The sequence below is a fragment of the Streptomyces sp. JLBT605 genome (assembly GCF_058215555.1).
Genome location: NZ_CM177087.1, coordinates 2208596 through 2232985, shown reverse-complemented (window position 1 = coordinate 2232985; position 24390 = coordinate 2208596). Strand labels below are relative to the sequence as shown.

The 24390-nt window shown below is 70.6% G+C and carries 27 protein-coding genes; 13 read left to right on the top strand and 14 right to left on the bottom strand.

Annotated elements, in window-relative coordinates:
* Positions 1-800: 800 nt before the first annotated feature.
* From AC4BDD_RS10015 to AC4BDD_RS10005, 3 genes are all read right to left on the bottom strand, one after another.
* Positions 801-1523: a class I SAM-dependent methyltransferase gene (locus tag AC4BDD_RS10015; RefSeq protein WP_490690641.1), complete on the bottom strand. Its 723-nt coding sequence runs from the start codon at positions 1521-1523 to the stop codon at positions 801-803.
* 145 nt (positions 1524-1668) lie between these two features.
* On the bottom strand, positions 1669-2358 hold the full coding sequence (gene fomD, locus AC4BDD_RS10010) for a cytidylyl-2-hydroxypropylphosphonate hydrolase (RefSeq protein ID WP_490690640.1): 690 nt from the start codon (positions 2356-2358) through the stop codon (positions 1669-1671).
* A gap of 190 nt (positions 2359-2548) precedes the next feature.
* Positions 2549-3904 (bottom strand): class II fumarate hydratase, encoded by a 1356-nt coding sequence (locus AC4BDD_RS10005; RefSeq protein WP_490691725.1) that lies wholly within the window; start codon positions 3902-3904, stop codon positions 2549-2551.
* Between the two features lie 214 nt (positions 3905-4118).
* Between AC4BDD_RS10005 and AC4BDD_RS10000 the strand changes: the two genes are divergently transcribed.
* Positions 4119-5642, top strand: a complete 1524-nt coding sequence (locus AC4BDD_RS10000; protein ID WP_490690639.1) for a ricin-type beta-trefoil lectin domain protein — start codon at positions 4119-4121, stop codon at positions 5640-5642.
* A gap of 115 nt (positions 5643-5757) precedes the next feature.
* Here the strand turns inward: AC4BDD_RS10000 and AC4BDD_RS09995 are convergent, their stop codons facing one another.
* Positions 5758-6321 carry a hypothetical protein gene (locus tag AC4BDD_RS09995; protein WP_490690638.1) on the bottom strand — a complete coding sequence of 188 codons (564 nt, stop codon included), beginning with the start codon at positions 6319-6321 and terminating at the stop codon, positions 5758-5760.
* A 220-nt stretch (positions 6322-6541) separates the two neighbouring features.
* On the opposite strand from AC4BDD_RS09995, the gene AC4BDD_RS09990 reads away from it, so the two are divergent.
* On the top strand, positions 6542-6988 hold the full coding sequence (locus tag AC4BDD_RS09990) for a GNAT family N-acetyltransferase (RefSeq protein WP_490690637.1): 447 nt from the start codon (positions 6542-6544) through the stop codon (positions 6986-6988).
* A gap of 58 nt (positions 6989-7046) precedes the next feature.
* Here AC4BDD_RS09990 and AC4BDD_RS09985 read toward each other — a convergent pair whose 3' ends face one another.
* From AC4BDD_RS09985 to AC4BDD_RS09975, 3 genes are all read right to left on the bottom strand, one after another.
* Positions 7047-7904: an arylamine N-acetyltransferase family protein gene (locus tag AC4BDD_RS09985; protein WP_490690636.1), complete on the bottom strand. Its 858-nt coding sequence runs from the start codon at positions 7902-7904 to the stop codon at positions 7047-7049.
* A gap of 95 nt (positions 7905-7999) precedes the next feature.
* Positions 8000-8470 (bottom strand): NUDIX domain-containing protein, encoded by a 471-nt coding sequence (locus tag AC4BDD_RS09980; protein WP_490690635.1) that lies wholly within the window; start codon positions 8468-8470, stop codon positions 8000-8002.
* 2 nt (positions 8471-8472) lie between these two features.
* Entirely contained in the window at positions 8473-9216 is a 744-nt protein-coding gene (locus tag AC4BDD_RS09975; protein WP_490690634.1) for an XRE family transcriptional regulator, read from the bottom strand.
* Positions 9217-9429: 213 nt separating this feature from the next.
* Here AC4BDD_RS09975 and AC4BDD_RS09970 point away from each other — a divergent pair, with 213 nt between their 5' ends.
* The 5 genes from AC4BDD_RS09970 (at position 9430) to AC4BDD_RS09950 (ending at position 12233) form a co-directional block, all read left to right on the top strand.
* The gene (locus AC4BDD_RS09970; RefSeq protein WP_490690633.1) at positions 9430-9594 is read left to right on the top strand and encodes a hypothetical protein; all 165 of its coding nucleotides are present in this window, start codon (positions 9430-9432) and stop codon (positions 9592-9594) included.
* Complete coding sequence (locus tag AC4BDD_RS09965) at positions 9572-10105, top strand: hypothetical protein (RefSeq protein WP_490690632.1); 534 nt, start codon at positions 9572-9574, stop codon at positions 10103-10105. Before AC4BDD_RS09970 ends, AC4BDD_RS09965 begins: the two co-directional genes overlap by 23 nt.
* A 216-nt stretch (positions 10106-10321) precedes the next feature.
* Entirely contained in the window at positions 10322-10549 is a 228-nt protein-coding gene (locus tag AC4BDD_RS09960) for a hypothetical protein (RefSeq protein WP_490690631.1), read from the top strand.
* Positions 10550-10710: 161 nt separating this feature from the next.
* Positions 10711-11649, top strand: a complete 939-nt coding sequence (locus tag AC4BDD_RS09955) for an aminoglycoside phosphotransferase family protein (protein ID WP_490690630.1) — start codon at positions 10711-10713, stop codon at positions 11647-11649.
* A gap of 152 nt (positions 11650-11801) precedes the next feature.
* On the top strand, positions 11802-12233 hold the full coding sequence (locus AC4BDD_RS09950; protein WP_490690629.1) for a hypothetical protein: 432 nt from the start codon (positions 11802-11804) through the stop codon (positions 12231-12233).
* 197 nt (positions 12234-12430) lie between these two features.
* Here the strand turns inward: AC4BDD_RS09950 and AC4BDD_RS09945 are convergent, their stop codons facing one another.
* Both AC4BDD_RS09945 and AC4BDD_RS09940 read right to left on the bottom strand, forming a co-directional pair.
* Positions 12431-13006: an HAD family acid phosphatase gene (locus AC4BDD_RS09945; RefSeq protein ID WP_490690628.1), complete on the bottom strand. Its 576-nt coding sequence runs from the start codon at positions 13004-13006 to the stop codon at positions 12431-12433.
* 206 nt (positions 13007-13212) lie between these two features.
* Positions 13213-13692 (bottom strand): hypothetical protein, encoded by a 480-nt coding sequence (locus tag AC4BDD_RS09940; RefSeq protein WP_490690627.1) that lies wholly within the window; start codon positions 13690-13692, stop codon positions 13213-13215.
* 180 nt (positions 13693-13872) lie between these two features.
* Between AC4BDD_RS09940 and AC4BDD_RS09935 the strand changes: the two genes are divergently transcribed.
* Complete coding sequence (locus AC4BDD_RS09935) at positions 13873-15087, top strand: sensor histidine kinase (protein ID WP_490690626.1); 1215 nt, start codon at positions 13873-13875, stop codon at positions 15085-15087.
* Positions 15084-15776 (top strand): response regulator transcription factor, encoded by a 693-nt coding sequence (locus AC4BDD_RS09930; RefSeq protein WP_490691724.1) that lies wholly within the window; start codon positions 15084-15086, stop codon positions 15774-15776. The genes AC4BDD_RS09935 and AC4BDD_RS09930 overlap by 4 nt, the downstream gene beginning before the upstream one ends.
* A gap of 52 nt (positions 15777-15828) precedes the next feature.
* On the opposite strand, the gene AC4BDD_RS09925 is transcribed toward AC4BDD_RS09930, so the two are convergent.
* Positions 15829-16401 (bottom strand): GNAT family N-acetyltransferase, encoded by a 573-nt coding sequence (locus AC4BDD_RS09925; protein ID WP_490690625.1) that lies wholly within the window; start codon positions 16399-16401, stop codon positions 15829-15831.
* 241 nt (positions 16402-16642) lie between these two features.
* Between AC4BDD_RS09925 and AC4BDD_RS09920 the strand changes: the two genes are divergently transcribed.
* Positions 16643-17722 carry a C45 family peptidase gene (locus AC4BDD_RS09920; RefSeq protein WP_490690624.1) on the top strand — a complete coding sequence of 360 codons (1080 nt, stop codon included), beginning with the start codon at positions 16643-16645 and terminating at the stop codon, positions 17720-17722.
* Between the two features lie 145 nt (positions 17723-17867).
* On the opposite strand, the gene AC4BDD_RS09915 is transcribed toward AC4BDD_RS09920, so the two are convergent.
* Positions 17868-19565, bottom strand: a complete 1698-nt coding sequence (locus AC4BDD_RS09915; protein ID WP_490690623.1) for a fumarate hydratase — start codon at positions 19563-19565, stop codon at positions 17868-17870.
* Between the two features lie 249 nt (positions 19566-19814).
* On the opposite strand from AC4BDD_RS09915, the gene AC4BDD_RS09910 reads away from it, so the two are divergent.
* A complete protein-coding gene (locus AC4BDD_RS09910; protein ID WP_490691723.1) occupies positions 19815-20501 on the top strand; it encodes a DUF1707 SHOCT-like domain-containing protein in 687 nt (228 codons plus the stop codon).
* Positions 20502-20679: 178 nt separating this feature from the next.
* Complete coding sequence (locus AC4BDD_RS09905; RefSeq protein ID WP_490690622.1) at positions 20680-21036, top strand: WhiB family transcriptional regulator; 357 nt, start codon at positions 20680-20682, stop codon at positions 21034-21036.
* A gap of 171 nt (positions 21037-21207) precedes the next feature.
* On the opposite strand, the gene glpX is transcribed toward AC4BDD_RS09905, so the two are convergent.
* Positions 21208-22239, bottom strand: a complete 1032-nt coding sequence (gene glpX, locus AC4BDD_RS09900; RefSeq protein ID WP_490690621.1) for a class II fructose-bisphosphatase — start codon at positions 22237-22239, stop codon at positions 21208-21210.
* A 257-nt stretch (positions 22240-22496) separates the two neighbouring features.
* Here glpX and AC4BDD_RS09895 point away from each other — a divergent pair, with 257 nt between their 5' ends.
* Entirely contained in the window at positions 22497-23033 is a 537-nt protein-coding gene (locus AC4BDD_RS09895) for a DUF4245 domain-containing protein (RefSeq protein ID WP_490690620.1), read from the top strand.
* 220 nt (positions 23034-23253) lie between these two features.
* Here AC4BDD_RS09895 and AC4BDD_RS09890 read toward each other — a convergent pair whose 3' ends face one another.
* Positions 23254-23871, bottom strand: a complete 618-nt coding sequence (locus AC4BDD_RS09890; protein WP_490690619.1) for a malonic semialdehyde reductase — start codon at positions 23869-23871, stop codon at positions 23254-23256.
* Between the two features lie 194 nt (positions 23872-24065).
* Positions 24066-24356: an exodeoxyribonuclease VII small subunit gene (locus AC4BDD_RS09885; protein WP_490691722.1), complete on the bottom strand. Its 291-nt coding sequence runs from the start codon at positions 24354-24356 to the stop codon at positions 24066-24068.
* Positions 24357-24390 lie beyond the last annotated feature (34 nt).

Genomic DNA, 24390 nt, shown 5'->3' with positions numbered 1-24390 from the left:
GGGGCGGGGACGCGGTGGGTGCCGTCACCGGACCGGCCACCGGAGTGGCCCGCGGCCGGGGGCCGGTCGGCCGAGGGGTCGGCGGAGGGGCCGGCGGAGGTGGGCGGGGCCGTGTCGCCCGCGGTGTCCGCTCGCCCGGTCTCGTCCGTCATCTCGCCGTGCCCCTGTCCCGCCGCCCCAGCGGCCTCGCGGTCCGTGCGGCCGGACCGGGACGCGCGGGCGCGGCGGCCGCGCGCCGCGGCCGCCTCACCCCCGGTGTCCCCCTCGGCCGCGTCCCCCGACCGTCTCCCCCAGGCGGTGGCGGGGGTCCCTCCGGCGGTGGTTGGGGGATTACCCCCAGGAGAAACCCCCAGCTGGTCCGGATGTTCACTCGCGGTCGACCCGGTCCGGGTCGCACCGGTCCGGGGCCGTGCCGCGTCGCCGGCCGGGCGCTGCTCGCCGGGCCGGTCGTCCGGCGCCGCGGACCGGCGGATGCCGCCGCTGCTGGTGCCCGGCTCCGAATCCCACACGTGCTCGCCCTCCGGGGTGCTGTGCTCTGACTGCTCGCTGCCGGCCCGCCGCACCGCGGTGCGCGGATCCTGGCCCCGGGTCGTCCCCCGCGGCCCCGGAGCCGCGCCGTGCGGCCGCGCGGCCGCCTGCCGCTGCTGGGGTGGACCCGCGGCTTCGGCCGCCTTCTGGGTGCGCGAGGCCGCGGCAGGTGTGGCGGCCTGCCGCTTCTCGGGGGAGGTGGGGTGCTCCGTCACGCGTAGGTTTCCGTCCGTCCGGGGCTGTGCGCCGTTCTCCATCGGGCGCACCGTGTGTCAGGCACGTCGTCGGCAGTGCAGGAAGAGCTGGATCTCAGGTGGTACGTCCGTGCTGGCCGGCGCGTACGCGTGGGACTCCTCCCCGATCACCTCGAAACCCGCGTCACGGACGACCTGACGCAATTCGTCCCGCAGGTAACCGGATACCCGGATCGTGTGGCCCAGGAACGGAATCGAGAAGTCGTCGACGTCGGCCTCGACCATGGAGAGCCCCAACAGCCCCCCGGGTCTCAGCAGTCCGTGCAGGGTCCGCAGGGCGTGCGGGATCTCCGCGCGCGGCAGCATCAGCAGGGCGAAGAAGGCCGCGATGCCGTCGAAGGTGCCCAGGTCACGCGGCCCGCCGGGCCCCCATGTCCCGCCGGCACGCAGATCGGCCAGATCCACCCGGTGGAACTCGGCACCAGGGACATGGTGCCGGGCGAGCTTCAGCATGCCCGGCGAGATGTCGATGCCCACCACCTGGTGTCCGCTCTCCACGAGCTGACGTGCCGTCGGCAGGCCGGTTCCGCAGCCCACGTCCAGCACCCGGGAGCCCGGGGGGAGATTCCCGGCCAGCCAGCGGCCGGTCTCCAGCTGGCCTTCCTTGTGCGGGAAGGCCTCGTCGTACCGGTCGCCGATGGCGTCGAACGCCTCCCCCTGACCGGTTCGGTCGATCTCCAGCCGGTCGTACCCCTCATAACCCTCGTAGCCGCCGACGCCGCTGTCGCCGTCACCGCTCACGACTCCCGCCCCTCCTGTGACCGTGCGTCAAACTTTCCGCAACGCCCGCGAGTTGCGCCCGAAGTCTTACGACTCGTGTCCTCCCGTGTGCGCAGTCTTCCGGACGACGATCCTACGTTTGAAACACAGGGGGACAGCAAGAGGTTCATGGCCCCAACTGGGCCGGGGGCCGGTTCCAGTCGCTCGGCAGAGACGGGACGCTCCAGGACGGATCGGGCCGCCAGTCCTCCCAGCCGTCCCGGAACGGAGCTCCCCAGGCGGCGATGAGCCGCGCGGCGGCCTGCCCCGCGGACCGGACGCGCGTAGCCTGCCGGTCCGTCATCAACCCCGCCAGCTGGGCCTGCGCGAACTCGTCCTCGTCCTTCCATTCCCAGCTGCGGTCCGGGTAGACCGCGATGTCCAGGAAATGGTCCTCGGAGTCGACGCCGCCGCTCCACCGGCGGTGCGGCTCCTCGAGATTCACGTACCAGTTCTTGAAACGCCAGTCCGGCTCCCAGAACAGCCACACCGACCAGGGATCGCCGGGCCGGGCCAGCTTGAGCACGCCGGTGCCCAGCCAGCGGCACCGGGTGGTGGTGCGCGGCTTGGTGTACCGGGTGGACAGCGGCTCGCGGTGCACCGACGTACCGTCGGCGAGCTGCGGCTTCACGCAGGTGGTGTCCGGTGCCAGCCAGACGGCCAGCAGCTCGGGGGTGTCGCGCACCACGGTCACCGGGCGGCAGATGTGGATGCGGTCGCTGGCGTTGCCGCGGTAGCGCCACAGGATGTGGTCGCCCGGCGCCCAGGATCTGATGTCCCCCGCCGTGCCCGCCGTCTCCACCGTGTCCGCTGTCATGAGCAGATCTTAGGTGGGTGCCGTGGCGTCCCGCCGTGACATATGCCGCGCCGTGACATATGCCGCACCGGAAGGGGCCGGTGTTCCGCACGGTCCGGCCCCGGTGCTCGCACCTCAGCGCGGCCCGGCGAGCCGCAGCCGGTGCTCCCGCGGCGGCGCCGCTGCTGGCGATACGGCGCCGCCGCCGCGCTCAGGGGCGCGTCATCCGCAGCACGTCCAGCGCCTCGTCCAGCTGCTCCAGCGTCAGCAGCCCCTGCTCGACATAGCCGGACTCGATGACCACCTGACGGATGGTCTTCCGCTCCGCGAGCGACTTCTTGGCGACCTTGGCCGCCTCCTCGTATCCGATGTAGCGGTTGAGCGGGGTCACCACCGAGGGGGAGGACTCGGCGTACTCACGGGCGCGCTCGGCGTTAGCGGTGATCCCGTCGATGGTGCGGTCCGCGAGCAGCCGGGAGGCGGCGGCCAGCAGCCGGATGGACTCCAGGACGTTCTTCCCCATCACCGGCAGCATCACATTGAGCTCGAAGTTGCCCGCCGCGCCGGCCCAGGCGACCGTGGCGTCGTTCCCGGTGACCTGGGCGGCGACCATCAGTACCGCCTCCGGGACCACCGGATTGACCTTGCCGGGCATGATCGACGAACCGGGCTGGAGGTCGGGCAGCGCGATCTCGGCCAGCCCGGTGCGCGGGCCCGAGGCCATCCAGCGCAGATCGTTGGCGATCTTGGTCAGTCCGACGGCGATGGTCCGCAGCTGGCCCGAGGTCTCCACCAGCCCGTCCCGCGCGCCCTGCGCCTCGAAGTGGTTCCGCGCCTCGGTCAGCGGCAGCCCGGTGACCCGCGCCACCTCGGCGATCACCGCGGCGGAGAAGCCGGGCGGGGTGTTGATCCCGGTGCCCACCGCCGTGCCGCCCAGCGGCAGCTCGGCCAGCCGCGGCAGCGCCGCCCGCAGCCGCTCCACGCCGTACCTCACCTGCGCCGCGTAGCCGCCGAACTCCTGGCCGAGCGTCACCGGAGTGGCGTCCATCAGGTGCGTACGCCCGGACTTGACGACCTCCGCGAACTCCTCCGCCTTGCGCTCCAGGGCCGCTGCCAGGTGCTCCAGCGCCGGGATCAGATCCGCGGTGACGGCGGCGGTGGCCGCGATGTGGATCGAGGACGGGAAGACGTCGTTGGAGGACTGACTGGCGTTCACATGGTCGTTGGGATGGACCGCGCGGCCCAGCCGCTCGGTCGCCAGGGTGGCGATCACCTCGTTGGTGTTCATGTTCGAGGAGGTGCCGGAGCCGGTCTGGAAGACGTCCACCGGGAAGTGGTCGTCCCAGCGGCCGTCGGCGACCTCGGCGGCGGCCTCCGCGACGGCGTCCGCGATGTCCTGGTCGATCACGCCGAGCCCGGCGTTGACCCGGGCCGCGGCCTCCTTGATCCGCGCCAGCGCCGCGATGTGCGCCCGCTCCAGCCGCTGCCCGCTGATCGGGAAGTTCTCCACCGCGCGCTGCGTCTGCGCCCGCCATTTGGCGTGCGCGGGCACCCGCACCTCGCCCATCGAGTCGTGCTCGATGCGGAACTCACCCTGGGCCGCGCCCTGGGTGACCCCCGCGTCGTTCCCGCCGTTATCAAGGCCCTGGCCGACCTCGGTCATCGTCACCAACCTCCTGGAAATCTTCGAAAAGTAGAGCCTTTGTCTCGTCCGATGTATTCCCAACCACCGCTACCTGCCAGTAAATACCCGAGGTAACACCAACCCCCGGGAAGGCACCATGCATCGGAGAAGTCACAGCGTGCGCTCCACTCTGGTGGCCGTCGCGGCCTGCGCGGCCGCCCTCGGCGGCATGGCCGGCACCGCCCCCACGGCGAACGCCGAGACCCGCGCCACCGCATCCCCCACCCCCCTCCCGCCGGAGCTGGAGAAGGTCCGCGCGGACGAGGCGGCGAAGCTCTACGGCGACTCGGCCGAGCGCCCCCTCGACCAGCGCAAGACCTCCCTCATCTCCCTCGGCGACAGCGAGATCTCCGGCGAGGGCGTGGGCTCCTACGAGCCCGGCACCAACGGCCCGGACAACTGGTGCCACCGCTCGCCCGACGCCGCCATCCACCGCACCGGCATCCCGGCCGACGTCACCTACAACGTCGCCTGCTCCGGCGCGTACACCGGCAACATCCGCATCGGCGGCACCAAGCAGTACGCCGACGAGCTCGTCCAGAGCGACAGTCTGGCCATCAAGGCCCGCAACACCAGGATCAAGATGGTGCTGCTGGTCGCCGGCGCCAACGACGACCTCCAGTTCGGTCCGGTCATGACCGACTGCGTGACCCGCTGGTTCACCCTCCAGGGCACCTGCGAGCCCAAGTACGCGCCCGGCTGGCAGGCACGGGTGGACGCCCTCGTCCCCAAGGTCGAGACGACCGTGCGCGACCTGCGCACCGTGATGCGGGACGCCGGGTACGCCGACAGCGACTACAAGCTCGTCGTCATGGGCTACCCCAGCCCCATCGGCCCCGACTTCGAGGACAACCCGAACTTCCCCGGCAAGCTGCCGGGCGGCTGTACGGGCTACACCTCGGACGCGGCCTGGGGCCGCAACACCGCCGTGCCCGCCTTCGAGCGCGGCATGCGCCAGGTCGCCAAGGACACCGGCGCGTTCTACCTGGACAACTCCCGGCTCTTCCACGGCCACGAGGTGTGTACCGAGACCGCCTGGGCCCGCGGCCTGTGGATCGACCTGACCAATCCCTTCCCGCCGGACTCCAACTCCGTCCGGCAGTCCTTCCACCCCAACGCCGCAGGTCACGCGGGTTTCGCCTCCTGCCTCACCCAGCTGTACAACTCCTCGCTGCGTGAGGCGAGCTGCGCGGACGCCGCCTCCAGCGGCAAGCCGCTGCTCTTCCCGGGCGCCTGGGACGACAAGTACCGCCCGCTGAAGAACGCCGCGACCGGCGCCTGCGTGGACGCCACGGCGTCCTCCAGCCGCAACGGCACGGCGGTCGTCGGCTGGGACTGCCACGGCGGCCGCAACCAGAGCTGGTGGCACGATTCCGAGCGCGGCTCGGTCCACACCGAGCTCAGCCAGGACCGGTGCCTGGACGTCCCCGAGGGCAAGTACGCCGCCGGCGCGGCGGTGGTCCTGTGGGACTGCCACGGCGGCGCCAACCAGAAGTTCACCGCGAGCGGCGGATCCCTCCGCCCGACGGCAGCCCAGGACCTGTGCCTGACCCTGGCCTCGGCGAAGGACCCGGTCCGCCTCCAGAAGTGCGACGGCTCCGCGAGCCAGCGTTTCGCGTGACCGCGCGCCGGCGCTTCGCGTGACGGCGTGACCGCGTGACCGCGTGACCGCATGCGTGTGGGCCCTCCCCTTCGCGGGGGAGGGCCCACACGCGTCTGCTGTGGTGGCCGGTGGGTCAGTCGACCCAGGTGCTGAAGGTGCCGTCGGGGGTGAGCACGATGTACATGCCGTTGGCGTTGACCCCCGTGTCGTGGTCCTTCGCGACGATCGTGCCGTACACCTCGCCTCGGTAGGAGATCTCCATGGTGGCGCGGTTCTTGCCCACCGTGACCTTGGCCGTGGAGCCGTCGCTCAACTTGAACGTGCCCGGCCCGAAGTGCCACCCACCGGTCCAGGACCGCACCTGACCGTCGGCGGTGAGCACGACGTACATCCCGTGCCCGCTCTGGAACCCGGCGTCCCGCTGGTTCGCGTCCAGCGTCGCCACCACGTAGCCCTCGGAGACGACCTTCATCGTGTAGTGGTGGGCGCCCCTCTTGTAGATCTTGGCGGTGGAGCCGTCGATCAGCTTCTCGGTGCGCACCGAGTCGATGATCCTGGACTGCTTGGCGACCGGGGCCGGAGCCTTCGCCGGGCCGGCGGCGACGGCGCTCGCGGCCGGCGCGAGGAGGGCGGCCGCCATGGCCACGGCGGCGATGGCGGGGACGGCGGTGCGGCGGCGGAACTTCACGATGGACATGCGTATCTCCTGGTCAGGGAGGTAAGTGGGTGATGGGCTCGCATGCCGTCCTGCGCTTACGTGTGGGGCCGTGAGGTCTGGCTGGCTGCGTTGCCCAACGTAAAGATCATTCCCATCGGAATCATCTCGTCCGCGTAACGGGCATCCGGCGGGAATGCCCCGTTTTCCCATCGCTGATCCGGTTCCCTCGGCGAGGCCATTTTTTGGCATGCTCTCGGCCATGATCTTCCGCATCGCCACTGCTCAGGACCTACCCGCCATCGTCGCCCTGCTGTCCGACGAGGACACGGTGATCGACCCGGCGACGGTCGAGCCCGACGAGGCGTACGTCCGGGCCTTCGAGGCCGTCGACGCCGACCCGCGCAACGAGATGGTCGTCCTCGCCGAGGCCGACGGCACCGTCATCGGCTGTCTCCAGCTCACCTACATCCCCGGCCTCGGCCGCCACGGCCAGGAGCGCGCCCTCGTCGAGGCCGTCCGCATACGCCCCGACCGCCGCGGCACCGGCCTCGGCCGCTCGCTGCTGACCTGGGCCATCGACCGCGCCCGCGCCCGGGGCTGCACCCTGATCCAGCTCACCAGCAACAAGCGCCGCACCGAGGCCCACCGCTTCTACGACTCCCTCGGCTTCGCCCGCAGCCACGACGGGTTCAAGCTGGCGCTGTGAACCCGGCCCCGGACCACCAGCCCCGATCACCAGCCCCTATCACCAGCCCCATCGGCTCCTAGAACTCCAGCCGCGCCCCCAGCGGCAGCTCGATGTCGAAGTCGGCATCCAGCACCCGCCGCAGCTCGTCCGCGTCCGCCAGCAGGCGTTCCTCGCGCGTGCCGTCGGCGCGCGTCGTCACCAGCGTCCTGCCGGTCAGGGCGAGGTGGGCGTCGGGGCTGGTGCGCTGGACGTAGAGGGTGTGCTGGAAGGGGGAGCGAGGGTTGGTGGCCACGTGCCAGTTGATGACCTCGTAATCGCCGGGCTCGAACGGCTCCCGGGTGAAGGCGTACTGGTCGGACCAGGCGCCGTTCTCGATCGCCTGGAGCACCCAGAGGTCCTCCAGCCCGTGATGCGGCTCCCGGATCAGGCGATGGAGGCGGTCGCCGTCCCGGAACTCCTCGCCGACCACCAGCGGCACGGCCTCCAGCAGCCCGCCGTTGTGGCCGAACCCCACGTCGGCGAGGTACGGCCCGGTCTCGCCCGGCACGTCCACCAGCAGCAGCATGTGCGTACGGGGCCGGATGGCGCCCTTCGAGCCGACGCGGACGCGTGCGGTGAGCCGGGTGACGCCGAAGCCGAGCGCTTCGAGGGCGGCGGCGAAGAGGGTGTTGTGCTCGTAGCAGTAACCGCCACGGCGGCTGCGGACCAGCTTCGCCTGCAGCTCCGGCAGCGCGAGGGCTGGCGCGGCGCCGAGCATGGGCTCGATGTTCTCGAACGGGATGCCCTGGACGTGCGCCCGGTGCACCGACCGCAGCGCCTCCGCACTCGCCTTGGGCCGCCCGCCCGTCCAGCCGATGCGCGCCAGATACGCGTCGAGATCGAGACGAGGCGCGTCGGCGGAGGAGGGAGCGGAGTGATCAGGGGTATCAGCCATGCCCCGACCGTACGCGCGCGACGCCGCCCCGCGCATCGGCCTGGGGGCGGAGCCCCTGCTCCGTGGGGCCTGTTACTCGCGCCAGACCTTCTGCTTCAGCCGAGGTACGGCCGGTCGCGGTGTTCCAGGAAGTGGCAGATCCGAAGCCGCTGCGTATGGTGCATGGCCAAGCCGTCCAGCTCCTCTGGCGCGACGAAGCGCAGCTCCGTGGATTCGTGCGAGATCGCGAGTCGCCCGCCGAGCACGCGCGCGGTGAAGCAGACGTTGAACTGTCGGCGCACCTCGCCGTCGGTGTAAGCGATGACATGGCGTGGGTCGGTGTACGTGCCGACAAGCCCGGTGATCTCCACGTCCAGGCCCGTCTCCTCCCGCACCTCGCGGACGGCGGTGCCGGGCAGCGAGTCGGTCATTTCCATGCCCCCGCCAGGCAGCGCCCAAAGGCCGCTGTCGCGGCGGCGCTGGAGGAGAATGCGGCCCTCCTCGTCGGTGACGACAGCGGACGCCGCGACGACCAGGCTATTGGGCTCGGGGGCATCTGGATCGTCGTAGTACTCGGTCCGCGCCATGATCACCCTTCCGTGACGGGCACCGCGGTCGCCCACACCGCGTCGAAGCTGGCAGCGTAGGTGTCGAACAGGCCGCCTGCCTCGCCCCGGCGAAGGTGCCACACAGGTGCACCGTAGGCGTTCACGCCGAAGACATGGGCATTGATCAGCGCCTGATCATCCGCGCGGTAGATCGAGTTGTAGAGCGTGGTGGTATGGGTCCGGACTTCGACACCGGGAAGCCCGACCAGTGGACGATAGTGCATGAGCGCGAGTCGGCAACGGGACTCGATTCCGTGACCGAATTTCTCCTCGGCTCCTCGTCGCTGCACGCTCGTGCTCCCAGCATCGCCGATGGCGATACGGATCGCGCAGCCCTCGGCCGCCCGCTCTCGCAAAAGATCATTGAGGCGCGGGTACGCCTCGTGCAGGAAGACAGCGGCGTAGACCAGTACGTCGATGCGCTCGCCAGCCTGAGCCAGCATGTCCACAAAGGCGGATACAGGAATGTCCGCCCGCTGGTCGTAGAGCGCGATGAGTTCTGGGCTGACCACGCGGGCCGGGCGCGCCTGGCGTAGCGCCGGCCATAGGGCGTGCACGTCTTCTCCTAACGTTTCCGCAGCCATCATGGCTGTGGCGCGACGTGGCGTACGTCCCAGGTTGACCCACCGCTCCACGGACTTGGGGTCGACCTCGACCTTGTCGGCGAGGGTGGCGTACGTCCAACCGCCAGCCGCCATGGCGGCACGGAGCCTCTCATTCGACATCTCACTCTCTCCTTGCAACTAGGGGCGGCGCTAGGGACGTTCTACCCAACGCGGGACGTCCCGGAGTGGGTTTTGAATGTGGTTCCTACGTCCTGGCGATCGGCCACATGCTCCTCAGTGACGCCCGCTCCGGCCTGGCCACTGGTGCCATGACGTGCAACCGGGGTGGGTTCCTGCACCGCAGGTGAGGAACACAACCGCGAAGGAGTGGACATGGGTTGGGGAACCGGCAACGGCGGTGGTGGAGGCGACGGGAAGCACGCGGTGAAGAAGGACCCCGGCACCTCGGCGCCCTCGTCGGACACCTCGCAGCCCAAGCAGCCGCCGAAGCACGGGAAGCAGAGCGCGATCCTCGATGACGCACATCGGAGCGGCTGAGCAGACCGCCATGCGCGGCCTGCTCAGCACCCTCAGCGAAACTCTCTCCGCGCCGCTCGCGCCCGAGTGGGAACGTGCCTTCCGGGCCGCGCCCCGGCACGCCTTCCCGCCAGCGAAGGTGTGGGTGGGCGACGAGTTGACGACCTGCACGCGCCCCGCCTCCCCCAGCTCAGTACGGGGAGTGCCGCGCGCCTGGCTGGAGCAGACGAGACCGGGCGGGGTGATCCTCACCCCGTGGGAGACGCCCTGGTTCTGCTACGGGCTGCTGAAGCTGACCGTTGACGGCGACGGTCTCGCGTCCGGCCGCTTCTCCCCGTATTCGGCGTTCACGCTCATGCGCAACCAGCGCACCGACCTGCGGATCTACCGCGACGTGGTACGGGACGAGCACGCCCCCGCCGAGTCGGTCACCCGGCTGTCTCCATGGACGGTGACGGGCTCGGACCGGGCGGTTCAGTTCGCCATCGGGACGACATGTTCGACTCTATCTTCCGTGCCCTCGCGCGCGTAAGGCGCTTCTTCGAGCCGTCCGGCCGGCACCGGGAAACCACCCCCGCACACCCCTGCTCCTGCACCGCCCTGCGCGTGCTCCTCGTATGGCCCTGGGACCCGCCGCAGCTTCCACATCTCCGACGCCCCGCCTGCCGCGTCGCTGAGGAAGTGGCTCTGGTGCGCCCGTACTACGTCGCTCATGAGCGGCTCGCACGCGGGGCGGAGGTGGCCTGAGATGGGCACCGACCGCGTCGACCACATCGACCAGGAACCGCGGGTGCCGTTGATGACCCTGCGGGTCTACCGGATCAGCCCCGATGGCGCGGTGACCGAGGAGCGCGCGAAGGCGGAGATCATGCCAGGCGATCACCTGCCGCCGATGATGTCCCACGTCTACCCGCCCTGCGCCTGCCCGCGCTGCCGACGGAACGACCCGAGCAGCCGGCCGGTGAGCCGTGAATGAACCCGTATCCATGGGTTTCCTTAGAGCCCGTAACGCGATCTTGTTGAGGTGAGTATTCGGCCGTGGATCGTGGACGACGACTTGTGGGTCTTCGACCAGTCACACCGCCGCCTGCTCGCCGAGCCGCACGCGGTAGGTTGCAGCGGGAAACGCGATTCCCGATGAAGGGCAACGATTTGAGCGCGTTAGAGGCGGTCGAGGTCCCGCAGTCTCTGGTGGTGTCGTACGCCAAAGCCTTCGGAGAGGAAGGAAGGGCCTGGATCGCCGGACTGCCGGCCCTCGTTGCGGAATTCCTGGACCGCTGGGAGCTGAAACGGGACGGCGCGGTCGGAGCCGGGGAAGCCTCGCTGGTGCTGCCGGTGCTGCGTAAGCACGGCACGCGCGCGGTCCTCAAACTGCAGATGCCCAGAGAGGAGACCACCGCCGCACTCATCGGACTGCGCACCTGGAACGGCGACGGGATGGTGCGGCTGCTCGACCACGATCCCGAAAGCAGCACCATGCTCCTGGAGCGGCTGGACGCTGCGCGCACGCTGACCTCGATCGAGGACGACGACACTGCGATAGGCATCCTCGCCGAGCTTCAGGCCCGACTGGTCCGCGTCCCGGCGCCGCAGGGACTACGCAGCCTGAGCGACATCGCCACCGAGATGCTGGAGAAGGTTCCCGAAGCGGTCGCGGCTCTGGCTGACCCGGCAGACCGGCAACTCCTGCGCGGCTGGGCGTCCGCGGTGGCCGAGCTGGTCGGCGAGCCCGGAGACCGGCTGCTGCATTGGGATCTGCACTACGACAACGTTCTCGCCGCTCAGCGTGAGCCGTGGCTCGCCATCGATCCCGAGCCGCTCGCCGGAGACCCCGGCTTCGACCTCTGGCCCGCCCTGGACAGCAGGTGGGACGACGTCGTCCTGAAGAACGATGCCCTACGCGTGGTGCGGCGCCGCTTCGACCTGCTGACCGAGGTCCTCGGCCTGGACCGCGCACGCGCGACCGGCTGGACGCTCGGGCGGCTGCTGCAGAACTCGCTATGGGACATCGACGACGGCGAAACCGGTCTCGCCTCATCCTCCGTCGCGATCGCGGAGTCCCTACTCAACCGGTGACCCCTGCCCCTTGAGAGAGATGAAGGTCCACGCCGGGTATTCAAGAATGACTTGGCCCGACTTAACGAAGTGGGTCTGGCGAGGGACTTCGACGTGATCGGTCAGCGCACGTTCCGTATCGGGGGTTAGTCGTGATGGCACGTAGGTCGAAGATGATGCTGTTCGGCGCAATCATCGCGGTGATCGCGTTCGGCGTCACGGGATGCATCCTGGATGAGGATCTGGACGAAAACAATGTCTCTCTCCGGCGGTCATTTAGAGACCACCAGTTGGTCTTTCCTCGGGACGCAGAGGGAATGCGGTACTATTCTAATAGCGACGTTGACAATTATCCTCTTTATGCCGCCCTTCGGGTTCCCTGTCGGAATGTTGGCGAGTTCATTGAAGAGAATAAACTTATGCCTATTTCGCCGAACGTCGCCGAGTTTAACACTCTGAGCCTTACGGCGCGTGATGATGGCTGGGACGGCAAGGAAGACCCCCGCGACAAGTGGCTCTACCGGAATTCCACTCGTGATAGATATGCGGCAGCTGTTCTTGTCGATGACACTCAGGGTAAATGCGCCTTGTTTATCGAAGTCTGAAGGACCGGCCTTCAGCAAAAGACGAGCGTGAAGGCGCGCTCATCGCAGGCCACCATCCGTTCTGGAGCCCCAGCTGGCACGGCTGGATCGATACAGACGGGCGCACTCCACCTCGCCGTGCTCAGATCCCGTGAGCGCTCCCGGCCTGCCCCCGCCCGGGCCGCAAGGAGGCGGGCGGGGGCAGGCATGTCCGCTGGTTACTGCAGCTGTCCGTCGTAGTCCGGCAGCTTGAAGGTGCGCTCGGCGTGGCCGCCGTCCAGGTCGGTGGAGCGGTTGCCGATGTTCGCGACGATCGTGTAGCCCTCGTCCTCGATCGAGATGCGGCAGTTCGTCTTCATCTCCGCCTTGGACGAGTCGTCACCCGGCTGCCGCATGCACAGCCCGTCCACCGGGAACCCCGCGTCGTCCAGCTGCCGCAGTGTGGAACTGCGCCCGGACTCCCGGCGGTTGGTGACGAACCAGACGTCGGCCCCGTTCTCCCGCGCGAAGCGCGCGAGATCGAGGGTGGCTTCGATCGGCTGGCCCTCGTCGTAGTCGGTCGCCAGCGAGGTGTTGTCGATGTCCAGCACGATCGTGGTCTTCTCACCGTCGGCGGGCAGCCGCTGGGCGAGGTAGTCGTGGGCGGGTGCGACGGCGGCGGAGACGTCCGCCAGCCACTGGGCCTTGCTGGGCAGCGCGGCAGCGCTCCCCGCGGCGACGAGCAGCGCGGTGGCCGCCACGGAAACGGTGGTGATGCCCCGCCGGGCGGCGCGCGTGCGCAGAGATGTCCTCACGGTATGACCTGGTTTCTTGGTGGGGGATGGTCGCGAGGATCCCACCGGCCGCGGTTGTCGCGGGGGTTACGGCGAGGGGTTGATCATGTGATTTCTACGGGCGGAAATCGCCTGCGTTCATCGGGCGGCGACTCCCCGCCTTCGTCGGAAGGTTGCCCGCCGTCGTCGGGCGGGAGTTCCCGCGTTCCTCAGGCGGTCTCCCGCCGTCACCGCAGCCGGCGGACGGCAAGCCGCGCGCACATCGCCGCCAGCGGCAGCTCCGCGGCCGCGGCCATGGCGATGGCGGTGGCCAGTTCCGCGCCTGGGGCGGCGGTGGCGAGGTCGAGGCAGGCGTCGGCGAGGAGGAGTACCGCCGCGGCGGCCGCGGGCGCGCGGTGACGGGCGTCGGCGTGCAGCAGGCGGCTGCCGGCGGCGAGCAGCGCGGCGGCCTCCAGGGCGTCGAGGACGACCCAGGCGGCGGCTTCGGCGGGCGGCAGCGTGCCGGCGAGGTAGCCGAGCCAGGGCAGCAGGGCCAGCCCCGCGCCCGCCAGTATCAGCCCCTGCCGGCGGTGGGCACGGCCGAGGCGTGCCGTTCGGCGGGTGGCGCCGGCCCCCGCGCGGCGTCCGTCGTCCGCAACGGCGGTGAAGGCAGTGAAGGCAGTGAAGGCAGGGAAGGCAGTGAAGGCGGTGGGGGCGGGGAGGGCCATGGCGTCAGGAGGTCCTTCGGGGTGTCGTGAACCCGGCCGTCGGGCTCGTGATCAACACTCCGCTCCGCGCCCGCGGGAGTCAGTAACGCAGCTGTCCGACCTGGGGTGGCACCAGCTACACCCCTCGCCGGGGAAGTAGCTGCATGGTCGGCCGCGGCGACCGGCGCATACGGTTGGATCATGAACATCCCGCCCCGGTCGCGGCGGTTGCTGACCCGCCTGAGCCGCGACACGTCCTTCCTCGCCCTGGGCGCGCCGCTCCACCTCCTCATGGGGTTCCTGCTGTTCACGATCTTCGGGCTCACGACGGAGGTCATCATGGGGCGGGGCAGCGAAGAGCCGGTCGTCCTGGGTTTCACGCTGGTCTTGGCGGTGTTCGCCGTGCCGGCGCTGACCGCCGCACAGCGCTGGCGCTTCCGGCGGCTGCTGGGGATCGAGATCCCCCGCCCCGGGTGGCGGCGGACGCAGCAGCAGTTCGCCTACCACTGCCTGGTCGGGGCGCTGGTCGGCGCGCTCGAAGTGCTGCTGCTGTCCCTGCTCGTGGCGGGCGTGGCCGCCGCCACGGTGTACGGATGGGTGTGGGTGGTTCCCCTGGGGTGGCGGATCAGCCACCCCGGCTACAGCACCCAGGCGTTCTACGTCACCCTCGCCGGCCTCGCCGCGCTCGCCGCGGTACCCGCCCTCGCCGCGGCGCTGGCGCGCCTCGAGACGCACCTCGGGCCCGCTCTGCTGGGGCCCGACCCGAGCGAGGACCTGGTGCGGCGGGTGGCCGACCTCACCGAGAGCCGGGCCGGAGCCGTGGACGCCGCTGACGCCGAGCGCCGCCGCATCGAGCGGGATCTGCACGACGGCGCCCAGCAGCGGCTGGTGTCGCTGGCGCTCAACCTGGGGCTGGCCAAGGCCACGCTGACGGATCTGCCGCCGGAGGCGCGGGAGGTGATCGACACCGCGCACCGGGAGGCGAAGGACGCGATCGAGGAACTCAGCAACCTCGTGCGCGGGCTGCATCCGGCGGTCCTGGACGAACTGGGGCTGGACGCGGCGCTGTCCGGACTCGCGGCCCGGGCGCCGCTCCCGGTCCGCCTGCGGGTGGAGCTGCCGCAGCGGTTGGCGCCGGCCGTGGAGGCGGTCGCGTACTTCGTGGTCTCCGAGGCGCTGACGAACATCGCCAAGCACGCGCGCGAGGCGAGCCGGGCGGATGTGACGGTCACCCGGCTGGGCGGGATACTGCGGGTGGTGATCGCCGACGACGGTGTGGGCGGGGCCGATCCGTCCAAGGGCAGCGGTCTGAAGGGACTCGCCCAGCGGGTGCGGTCCGTGGACGGAACCTTCCGGATGAGCAGCCCCGTGGGGGGCCCGACCATGATGAGCGTGGAGCTGCCGTGCCCGACATGACCCCTGTCGTCCCCGACGCGCGTCGCGCCGTGCCGGACAGGAAGCGCGCGGTGATCGCCGAGGATTCCGTGCTGCTGCGGATCGGGCTGGTCAAGGTGGTGGAGATGGCCGGCTTCGACGTGGCGGCCGAGGTGGGGGACGCGCGAGGGCTGCTGGCCGCGGTCGAGGAGCACCGCCCCGACCTGGCGTTGGTGGATGTCCGGATGCCGCCCGGCTTCACGGACGAGGGGGTGCGCGCCGCGCTGTCGATCCGCGAGTCCCGCCCGGCCACCGCCGTGCTGATGCTCTCCCAGTACGTCGAGGAGCGCTACGCGGCCGAGCTGCTCGCCACCAACACCAGCGGGGTGGGCTACCTGCTCAAGCAACGGGTCGCCGACGTCGAGGAGTTCATCGAGGCCCTGCGACGGGTGGCGGACGGCGGCACCGCGCTGGACCCGCAGGTCGTCGCCCAGCTGCTGGTGCGGCGGGCGAGTGATCCGCTGGAGCGGCTGACGGCCCGTGAGCGGGAGGTGCTGGCCCTGATGGCCGAGGGCCGCTCCAACGCGGGCATCGCCGCCCAGCTCGTGTTCAGCGAGAGCGCGGTCGCCAAGCACATCAACAGCATCCTCGCCAAACTCGACCTGCCCAAGGCGGACGCCGACCACCGCCGGGTGCTGGCGGTGCTGCGCTTCCTGGGAGTGGGCGGTTAGACCCTCCTTTCCAAGGGCGCCGGTGTGCTGGACGGCCTCGGCGGGGGTCCGTTCAACTCCCCGCGCCGACCGGCCAGTCGTCCCGGTCCAGGACGTACTCCACCTCGCCGTGGGCCGAGCCGTCGATCGTCTCCGGCCAGTCACCGAAGTACGTCCGCAGGAAGGTGAGGCCCGACTTCTCCATCACGCGCCGGGAGCCGGCGTTCACCGTCATCGTGTTGGCGGTGATCCGCTCGACGCCGAGCTCGGCGAAGGCTTTGCCGATGAGTGCCCGGGAGCCCTCGGTGGCGTAGCCCTGGCCCCAGGCGGCCCTGCGCAGCCGGTAGCCGAGTTCGACCACCTCGGCGCTGTGGTCGTCCAGCGGGCGCAGCTCGAACCAGCCGAGGAACGCTCCGGTCGCCCGATCCTCGGCGGCCCAGAAGCCGTGGGTGCCGATGCACGGGTGGACGTGCAGCAGGCGCGGCAGCGAGCGGGTGCGGAGAGACTCGCGGGAGACCGGCTTGCCGCCGTTGATGTACCGCATGACCTCCGGGTCGTTGTCGAGGTCGACGAGGTGGTCCAGATCCGCCTCGGTGTCGGTGAAGGCGCGCAGCCGCAGGCGGGCGGTGGTGAGGAAGTCCGGCATGGCGCGATCGTGCCGCCTGGCGTTCCGGTCGGCCACCGAATATACGACCGGGCGTGACGAGCGGGACCTGCGTGACGGACGTGATGGGCGTGACGGGGTGTGATGCGAGAGCGTGAGTGAATGCCCTCTGCCCGGACGTTTTCCCGCACGCGTACCGCTTGGCCGATTGGCGACCTGGTGACGTACTCTCCCCGGCCGCCATGCTGGGGCGATCAGGATTCCGAAAGAATCCGGGAGGGGCATGCATACATACATCGAGAGCGGCGCCGGACGCCGAGTGGACCACGCCGGGTGGATATACGTCACGCTGACCGGCGAGCCGTTCGAAAGGGGCCGGCAGCATGGTTTTCTGCTGGCCCCGGAGCTGAAGTACGCACTGGACGCGGGCGACTTCACCTCCCGCCCGCACACCGGTGAAAGCCTCGCCCCTTTCGCCGGGCAGGCATCACATACCTTCGGGCGACTCGACGAGGAGTACGAGGAGGAAATCCGGGGCATCTTGGCGGGCGCCGCGGAGCGCGGTATAGAGGTGACCCGGGATCTGCTCATAGCCTGGAACGGCTACGTCGAACTCCTGGGAAACCAGTGGACGCCCCGCCACCCCGACAGCCCCGCCCCGCCGAAGGGCCGACCGCACCGCCGCTCCGCCTTCGTCTGCACCGGAGACGTCAGCGCCGACGGCAGCGTCGTCATGGCGCACGGCTCCTGGGACCGTCACCCCATGGGCGACGCCCGCAACGTCATCCTCGACATCCGGCCCACCACCGGGCACCGCATGCTGACGCAGGGCGCGCCCGGCTGCCTCATCGGCACCATGGACTGGGTCCTCACGGACGCGGGCCTCATGATCACCGAGACGACGATCGGCGAGTTCCCCGGCCACGAGCCGGCAAGGGACCCGGAGTTCCAGCGCTCCCGGCGGGCCGCGCAGTACGGCTCCACCATGCGGGACTGGCACCAGGCGATGGTCAAGGACAACAGTGGCGGATATGCCAGAACCTGGCTGCTCGGTGAGGCCGGAACCAGGAAGATAGCCCGCTTCGCTCTCGGGCTCGGGAATCACGAATACGAGGAGAAGGAAAGCGGCTGTTTCACCGGCTTCGACGAAAACGGCACGCGCCGCCCGCGCTGGGATCGGCTCTTCGCGGAGCACCGGGGAAAGGTGGACGTCGCCCTCGCACAGCGGATGATCGCCGCATGGGGTGCCATGGACGGGAAAGCCATGGACAGCGAGATGGCGTCAGCCATGACATTCCACGCCCGCTGGAAGAACCGGAAGCCGCGGAACTGGGTGCTCATGCCTCCCCCGCGCATGCCCTGACGCACGTCCGCGCACGCCGACCGACGGCATCCCCTGACGCGCCGGTTCGAGGCGGTGGCCCCACCGGGAGCGGCCCCACCGGGAACGGCCCTGGAGCGGTCCCACCGGGAGCGGGGCCCCGCCCGGTGGCGGGGCCGCTCCGCGGTCAGCCCTGGCGGACCGGGATGCTGGTGACGAAGGGCTGGGACGGGCCCGGGTCGGTGAAGAAGTCGTTGCCCTTGTCGTCGACGACGATGAACGCCGGGAAGTCCTCCACCTCGATCTTCCAGACCGCCTCCATGCCCAGCTCCTCGTACTCCAGGACCTCGACCTTCTTGATGCAGTCCTGGGCGAGGCGGGCGGCGGGGCCGCCGATGGAGCCGAGGTAGAAGCCGCCGTGCGTGGCGCAGGCGTCCGTGACCTGCTTGGAGCGGTTGCCCTTGGCCAGCATGATCTTGGAGCCGCCGGCGGCCTGGAACTGCTCGACGTAGGAGTCCATCCGGCCGGCGGTGGTCGGGCCGAAGGAGCCGGAGGCGTAGCCCTCTGGGGTCTTCGCCGGGCCCGCGTAGTAGACCGGGTGGTCCTTGAGGTACTGCGGCATGCCCTCGCCCGCGTCCAGCCGCTCCTTGATCTTGGCGTGCGCGATGTCGCGGGCCACGACCAGGGTGCCGGTGAGGGAGAGGCGGGTCTTGACCGGGTGCTTGGTCAGCTCGGCCAGGATGTCGTCCATCGGCTGGTTGAGGTCGATGGAGATCGCGTCCAGGTCCGGGCCCGCGCCCTTGGTCAGCTCCTCGTCGGTGGTGTCGGGGAGGAAGCGCGCCGGGTCGGTCTCCAGCTGCTCCAGGAAGACGCCCTCGGCGGTGATCTTCGCGACGGCCTGGCGGTCGGCCGAGCAGGAGACGGCGATCGCGACCGGGCAGGACGCGCCGTGGCGGGGCAGGCGGACCACGCGCACGTCGTGGCAGAAGTACTTGCCGCCGAACTGCGCGCCGATGCCGATCTTCTGGGTCAGCTCGAAGACCTTCTCCTCCAGCTCACGGTCGCGGAAGCCGTGGCCGAGCGGGGAACCCTCCTCCGGCAGCTCGTCCAGGTAGTGCGCGGAGGCGTACTTGGCGGTCTTCAGCGCGTACTCCGCCGAGGTGCCGCCGACCACGATCGCCAGGTGGTACGGCGGGCAGGCCGCGGTGCCCAGCGAGCGGATCTTCTCCTCCAGGAACTTCATCATGGACGCCTCGTTGAGGACGGCCTTGGTCTCCTGGTAGAGGAAGGACTTGTTGGCCGAGCCGCCGCCCTTGGCCATGAAGAGGAACTTGTAGGCGCCGCCGTCGGTCGCGTACAGCTCGATCTGCGCGGGCAGGTTCGAGCCGGTGTTCTTCTCGTCCCACATGGTCAGCGGGGCCATCTGCGAGTAGCGCAGATTGAGCTCGGTGTACGCGTCGAAGATGCCGCGGGAGAGGGCTTCCTCGTCGCCGCCCGAAGTGAGCACGTTCTGCCCGCGCTTGCCCATGACGATCGCGGTGCCGGTGTCCTGGCACATCGGCAGCACGCCGGCGGCCGCGATGTTCGCGTTCTTCAGCAGATCCAGGGCGACGAACTTGTCGTTGGCGGATGCCTCGGGGTCGTCGATGATCTTGCGCAGCTGGGCGAGGTGCGCGGGCCGCAGGTAGTGCTGGATGTCGTGGATCGCCTCGGCCGCCAGCTTCCGCAGCGCCTCCGGCTCGACCTTGAGGAAGGTGCGGCCGTCCGCCTCGAAGGTGCTCACGCCCTCGGCGGTCACCAGACGGTACGGGGTGGTGTCCTCACCCAGGGGCAGCAGATCCGTGTAGGCGAACCCGGGCTGGGCAGGGCGGGAGGCGGCAGACATGAGCGGTGTTCCTCACTCGGCAGACGACTGTGGCTGGCGACATCGGCAGCGCCCACCAGCGTAGAACCTGGGTCGGGCGGCGCGTGGGTGAGGTAAGACTCAGTTTGGTCCTCTCCCGCCTCTGGCGCGTTTCGCTACGCTGATCACGTGGACGAGCAGCGGGCGGTGCCCGGACCCAAGAGCGAGCCCACGCCGGGGGCTTCGACGGGGGCTTCGGCGGGGGCGGGGATCCGCGCTTCGGAGACGGACATCCGTGAATCCGACCGTGACTCCAGCCGTGAATCCGACCGTGACCCCATCCGTGCCTCGGACGCGGATCGAGGCCGCATTGCGGACATTCTGCGTAAAGCGCTCACCGAGGGGCGTCTCGACGCCGATGAGCACGCCGAGCGGCTCGACGCGTCCTCCCGTGCTCGCACCCGGGGCGAACTGGAACACCTCGTCCGGGATCTGCCCACGGCCGGCCGCGGCGCCGTCTTCGGGCGCGAGGTCCCCGCGTACGGCCACGGCGGCGGCCAGCCCGCCACCGGATACGACGGCCCGGGGCCGACGCGCACCGGTGCCGCGCCCGCCTCGGAGAACCTCGTCGCGGTCTTCGGCGGCGCGGTGCGCAAGGGCCGCTGGCGGGTCGGGCGCCGGACCAACGCCTTCGCGGTGTTCGGCGGCGTCGAGATCGACCTGACCGAGGCGATCTTCGAGCGGCAGGAGATCGTCGTCAACGCCTCGGCGATCTTCGGCGGCGTGGAGATCAAGGTCCCGGAGAACGTCTCGCTGCGCGGCTCGGGCACCGGGGTCTTCGGCGGTTTCGACGTGGCGGCCTATGACGCCCCCGACCCGCAGGCGCCGGTGATCGTGGTCAGCGGGTTCGCGATCTTCGGCGGGGTGGAGGCCAAGCCGGTGCGCGGGAAGCGGCTTCGGAACCTGCGCGCGGGCTGACCCACCCTTGACCGCCGGTGGTGTGCGGTGGCGCGAGAGCGCACGGTGTGCATAAGAGCGCGCACAGCGGGTAAGGCTTGGTGCATCGTCTCTCGTACGGCTTGATGGGGGTGCACTGCGGCCGTAGGGCCGGGAGGCGGGCAAGGGTGACCACCGGAGCCGTCGTCAGGAGTAGACCGTGCTGCAACCGCATCAGCCCCTGCAGGACGCCGCATTGCCCCCGCAGCGCATCCCCGCTCGGGACCAGGCCGGCCCCTGGCATTCGGAGGCGGTGTGCCGTCGGGACGAGGCTGGGCTGTTCTTCGCGCCGTCCAAGGAGCCCACGGCCGCCCGGCTGTCGCGGGAAGAGGCCGCGAAGCGGGTGTGTGCCCGCTGCCCGGTGATGGTCGAATGCCGGGAGCACGCTCTGCTGCAGCCCGAGCCGTACGGAGTGTGGGGCGGGCTGACCGCGGCCGAGCGCCGCGTCGTCCTGGCCCGCCGCCGGCGCCGGGACGCGGAATTGCAGCGTGCGGTGCGGGTCGCCGCCGCGGGCTGAGCCCTCGCGGAGGCCGCCGCGGGGGAGCCCTCGCGGTGGAGCCCCGGGTGAGTCGCCGCCGCGCGCCCTGATCAAACAGCGGAGCGGGCCGGGCCCCACGAGTGTGGGGCCCGGCCCGCTGCCACGGACGCGGCAGGCTCCGGCTGGTGGCCTGGCCGGGGGTGGTGTCCGCTAGCGGGCGCGGTCGAAGTCCACCGAGGCGTACGCGCGCAGCTTGGACAGCCGGTGGGTGGAGTCGATCTGCCGGATGGTGCCCGACTTCGACCGCATGACCAGCGACTGGGTGGTGGCGGTCTCCGCCCGGTAGCGCACGCCGCGCAGCAGGTCGCCGTCGGTGATGCCGGTGGCGACGAAGAAGACGTTGTCGCCGCGGACCAGGTCGTCGGTCTGCAGCACCCGGTCCATGTCGTGGCCGGCGTCGATGGCGCGCTGCCGCTCCTCGTCGTCCTTGGGCCACAGCTTCGCCTGGATGGTGCCGCCGAGGCACTTTATGGCGCAGGCCGCGATGATGCCCTCCGGCGTGCCGCCGATGCCCATCAGCAGGTCCACGCCGGTGCCCTCGCGGGCGGCCATGATCGCGCCGGCCACGTCGCCGTCGGAGATGAACTTGATCCGGGCGCCGGTCTCCCGGATCTCCTTGACGATGCCCTCGTGGCGGGGCCGGTCGAGGATGACCACGGTGACGTCCTCGGGCTGGGCGCCCTTCGCCTTGGCGACCCGGCGGATGTTGACGTCGACCGGGGCGGTGATGTCGACGAACTCCGCGGCCTCGGGGCCGGTGACGAGCTTGTCCATGTAGAAGACCGCGGACGGGTCGAACATCGAGCCGCGCTCGGCGACGGCCATCACGGAGACCGCGTTGGCCATGCCCTTGGCGGTGAGCGTGGTGCCGTCCACCGGGTCCACCGCGACGTCGCACTCCGGGCCGGTGCCGTCACCGACGCGCTCGCCGTTGTAGAGCATCGGGGCGTTGTCCTTCTCGCCCTCGCCGATCACCACGACACCGTTCATCGAGACGGTGTGGATCAGGGCGCGCATGGCCTTGACGGCGGCACCGTCGGCGCCGTTCTTGTCCCCGCGGCCGACCCAGCGCCCGGAGGCCATGGCACCCGCCTCGGTGACGCGGACGAGCTCCAGGGCCAGGTTGCGGTCGGGAGCCTCGGGGCTGACTTCGAGCGGGGCGGGCAGATGATGCTCGGTCATCGGAGCGCACCTTTCTGTACGGCGACGGCCGGAAGTGAGGGTGGTGAAGCGGGGGCCGACGGAGCTGGCCCCGGGATAAGCACAGTATCTGCTGATTGTGAATGTGAGCAGAGGGCCCTACGCATGAGCGGCCCGGATGGTCGATTCCCAGCGGAATCCTGACGTCCCCGCCCGGTGGCCGGGCCGGGAGTCCCCGGCCGGAGGCGGGGAGAGGGACCCTCGTCGAGATCGCCGGGGCCATGGGGGACCATGGACGGGTGGCAGGATCGCGAGGCAAGCAGACGGTACGGAACATGCTGCAGTCGATGGCGGTGATCACTTTGGTCGCCGGCGTCATCTACATCTTCGTTCCGCACAACGAGGACCACGACCCGATCAGGACGGTCGACTACAGCGTCGAGCTGAACACGGCTCGCCGTGCCGCGCCGTACCCGGTGGCGGCCCCGGTGGCGGCCGAGCTGCCCAAGGGCTGGCGGGCGACCTCGGTCTCGTACGAGCCGATGGGCAAGGACGGCGCGGCCTGGCACCTGGGCTTCCACGACGACGACCGGGAGTACGTCGCGGTCGAGCAGAGCGACGCCCGCCCGGTGCCGTACATCGAACGGGTGACGCAGCGGGCGCGCGAGACCAAGCGCACCCAGGAGATCGCGGGCCGCACCTGGACCCGGTACACCGGCCGGCAGTACGACGCGCTGGTACTCAAGGAGGACGGCGTGACCACGGTGGTCACCGGCACCGCCTCGTTCGACCACCTCACGAAGATGGCCGCCGCGCTGCAGACCCGGAAGGGCTGAGCGCGACGGCCATGGGTCCCCCGGGGGTGGGGACCCGGACGGTCCCGCCGGGGGAGGGCGGGACCGATGGTCCGGTCCCGCGGGGCGGGACCGGTGGCCCCGCGGGGGACGGGGCCGGTGTGGTCCCGCGGGGGACGGGACCGATCAGGGGGTGGCCGCCGGCGCGGCGGCCGAAGGGATGACCTTCGGGGGAAGCCGAAGGGAATGACCCTCGGGGGAATCAGACGGTGGTGACGACCTGGTCGTAGGCCAGGCGCGGGGAGCGCGGGCGCGAGGCGTCCTCGCCCGGCTTGCCGATGTTGACGATCATCAGCGGGGCGTGGTCGGCGTCCAGGAACTCCCGCTGCACGCCCGCGGCGTCGAAGCCGGTCATCGGGCCCGCGGCCAGTCCGGCGGCGCGGATGCCGACGATGAAGTACGCGGCCTGCAGCGCGGCGTTGAGACCGGCGGCCTGCTCGCGGGCGCCGCGCTCGGCGAAGAAGACGTCCTTGGCCTGCGGGAAGTGCGGGAAGAGCGTCGGCAGCTCGTGGTGGAACTCGTTGTCCGCGGCGAGGATCGCGACCAGCGGGGCGGTGCCGGTCTTGGCGCGGTTGCCCTCGGCCATGTGCGGCAGCAGGCGCTCACGCGCCTCGGCGGAGCGGACCAGGACGATGCGCAGCGGGGACTGGTTGAACGCGGTCGGGGCGTACTTCACCAGGTCGTAGATGGCCTGCACCTGCTCGTCGCTCACCGGCTCGTCGGTGAACGCGTTGGCGGTGTGCGCCTCGCGGAAGAGCAGGTCCTGCGCGGCCGGGTCGAGGGCGAGGGTCGTCGTCGCGGTGTCGGGGGCGAGAGTCATGGGGAACCTTCTGCTTGCTGTGCGCTGGCAGAATCCACTGTACGGCCCATGTATTAACTTTCAACTAAAAACGGAGCGTGGTGCTCCGAATCACACCCAGCGCGTGTTTTCGACCGCCCGCTCAGCCCTGGGCCGCGGCCCAGGGGAAGAGCAGGCCCCGCCCGGGCGCTCGGCTCGGGCGCCGCCTCAGCCGATCAGCCCTCGTCCGGCCCGCCGGGCTGCCCGGTGCCCTCGCCCCCGGCGCCCTCGCCCTCCGTGCCGCCCGCATCGGGATGCTGCCCGGCCAGCGCAGCGTCCAGCCGCGCCCGCGCACCGTCCAGCCAGCGGCGGCACACCCGGGCCAGCTCCTCGCCGCGCTCCCACAGCGCCAGCGACTCCTCCAGCGTGGTGCCGCCCGCCTCCAGCCGGCGGACCACCTCGACCAGCTCGTCCCGCGCCTGCTCGTAGCCGAGCGTGGACTCCGTGGTCACGGATTCCCTGGTCATGGACTCCGCGGTCATTCCGTCCCGGTCCGTCCTG